Annotated in this window: 2 protein-coding genes; both read left to right on the top strand. The window is 57.2% G+C overall.

All coding sequences use genetic code 11. From position 1 onward, the window contains the following. Positions 1–205, top strand: a 205-nt coding sequence (locus tag EOA85_RS38375; RefSeq protein ID WP_206523450.1) for a hypothetical protein, incomplete at its 5' end; no start/stop codon positions are given. Positions 206–1,464: 1,259 nt separating this feature from the next. Further along, positions 1,465–1,788 (top strand): helix-turn-helix domain-containing protein, encoded by a 324-nt coding sequence (locus tag EOA85_RS34130; protein ID WP_245486299.1) that lies wholly within the window; start codon positions 1,465–1,467, stop codon positions 1,786–1,788. Positions 1,789–1,902 lie beyond the last annotated feature (114 nt).

Here is a 1,902-nt window from a genome sequence, read left to right as displayed (position 1 = left end):
CACATGGTCTCCAGTCATCGACTGCGACGGGTCGGCAGCGGCATTGCGTTTCGGGACCTCTCGACACCCGAAAAGACGATCCGAAAGCACTACGGCCACCATCACCCTGACCACATGGCAGGAGTCGGCAACGCGTTCACCTCGGGCCGTGCTGGCCGCACTCGCTTCGGAAGGGAGGCGGGGCAACGCGACCGCGCCGCCCTAACTCGAGCAAAGTTGCGTTAGCGTTGAAATATACTTCTCTATCGGGACGAGATAATAGAACTAAAAAAGTACCTTTGTTGTTTAACTATTGTTAACCATGTGTTAGCCGAAGTTATCCGGTTAACGTTTGAGGCAACTATTGAGGTTATGTTTCGAACCTCGCTGATACATGAGTCGTAGGTAATGTGCGGATTCGGGGGCTATTTCGGTTCGATCCGGGATGCGGAAGCTTTGCTTGCGCGCTGAGATAAGGGTCATTGTGGCACACGCAGGGGTTCATCCGGATCAACGCAAGCGGTGTTCCTGACGCCATCTGGATCGGGCTGTGAGGGGGATGTCCGAAGTCTGTGAAGGCTTCGGTATATGACGACTTCAGAGTTACGCTGAGCCCAGCTATCTCGAGCCGGTGCGCCGGGTCGAGGTTTTCACGGGCGCCGGACGGCAGCGGGAATGGTCTCCGGAAGGCACGGCGCGGATGGTGGCGGAGCTGCGCAGCCGAAGGGACGGCTGTCGCGCGCCCACGGCGGCCTCCCGAACAGCCAGACGATGATCTCCTGCCTTGGGCCTATATCCTTGTGCCCACGCTCAAGGCAGTCGGCTGAAAACAGCGCTGATTTAAAACAGCATTATCCTGCACTGCACCCTCGATCCTTGCGCTCACCGATCGCTTGTCGGCACGCACGCGGTCAAGTCATTATCGCGCGCTATGCCGATGGGCTTCGAGAGCAAGGTGGACGCAGAGAGGTGCGTCAGCCTCAGGTGGCCAGCTTTGGGTCTCACGCTCTATGACGGCAACACCCGGCTGATCCACTTGGCCTGTTCGCGGCTCCCGCAGCGGCGCGGAAGCCACGGTCCGCCTTCCTCGGCTTCAGGCCAAAGACACCGCAGCATGCTCCAGAGCTATGTCAGCCGCCTTCGCCCCATCGTCGCGGTCATGTGGAAAGGACAAGCAGGCTACGCACCCCATAATCCCATCGGGCAGGATTCGACAGTCGACGGCGAGACATTCGCCAAACCTCGTCCTTGCTTTCTCAGCAACTTTAAAAAAAATTCACATAATGTTCGTGAGCGTAGTCTCCTGTCAGGTGGTACATTCGCCACAATATCTGACGTCTTAGTGGTAGAAAGGACTGTGATCCATCTTCCATTAGCATCAATACCAGCGGATTTACAGCAAATGACGAGAAGAGATCTCATGCGGATTGATGGGGATAGAAGGGCTAGCGGCTTCCTGCATCCCGTCCGGGTTGATGCCAACCAATGTTGACACTGGTAAATCGCCTAAGGAGGGCAGCGCATCTTGATCGCCTTCGAATCCTGGGCCTTTGCGCGCATGCGGATCTAACCGTCGGCGAGCTGGCCGATATTACCAGTCTGCCTCGCGAGCAGGTTCGACGCCACGTCCGGCGGCTGGTCAGAGCCAACTTTCTTTGCTGCAACGAACAACGTCCGCAGTCTTCGTACCATATGCAAGCAGGAGGCAAGGATGGCGGGCTGGCTCAATTGTTGGTCGATCTCCTGCCCCACGAGGCCATCATAAAAGAGATCTACAACGCCTCGAAGCAATACAAGACGCGCGGTTGAAGGGACCGCCTGCTTGATCGTGAAATAGATCAGTCCAAATGGAGCGCGACTACCATGGATAACTCCGCCGGCGGCGCCATCGCGCAGCCCGACACTTACGGGCGGCCTCACTTA

The organism is Mesorhizobium sp. M5C.F.Ca.IN.020.29.1.1, assembly GCF_003997375.1.
Classification (GTDB): domain Bacteria; phylum Pseudomonadota; class Alphaproteobacteria; order Rhizobiales; family Rhizobiaceae; genus Mesorhizobium; species Mesorhizobium wenxiniae.
This window is presented reverse-complemented; position numbering and strand designations above follow the sequence as displayed.

What these genes read in the sequence shown, in the direction of transcription:
- EOA85_RS34130 (WP_245486299.1), top strand. Translation starts at nt 1,465, where the DNA reads ATGTTGACACTGGTAAATCGCCTAAGGAGGGCAGCGCATCTTGATCGC.